Source organism: Pseudoalteromonas sp. MER144-MNA-CIBAN-0113 (assembly GCF_040308965.1).
Lineage (GTDB): Bacteria > Pseudomonadota > Gammaproteobacteria > Enterobacterales > Alteromonadaceae > Pseudoalteromonas > Pseudoalteromonas tetraodonis.
Window position 1 is genome coordinate 1 of sequence record NZ_JBEOOG010000475.1, and the last position, 252, is coordinate 252.

1 protein-coding gene is annotated in these 252 nt (G+C 42.5%); it reads right to left on the reverse strand.

Translation table 11 applies throughout. From position 1 onward, the window contains the following. A partial coding sequence (locus tag AAEY57_RS20560; protein ID WP_350608733.1) for a hypothetical protein occupies positions 1-252 on the reverse strand: 252 nt, incomplete at both ends.

A 252-nucleotide genomic window follows, 5' to 3' on the forward strand; every position in this document is an offset into this window, starting at 1 on the left:
CTTCTTTAGAAATAAAACACGCTTTTACCACTAATGGACCAGGCACTATGCCAGATTCAACCGTTGTTTGAACAAAGCCTTCATTATTTGTATCACTTGTTCTAAGCGACAGTTTAGCTGCACCCACTGAATCTGTTAACTTGAAATCAATACGTTGCTGCGTGGATGCAAGGCCATCCGCATCTATTAGCTTAAATCTAACAATCGATTGAGTCGGGGCGCCGCCTTCACCTGGAGGTAATGCAATAAATG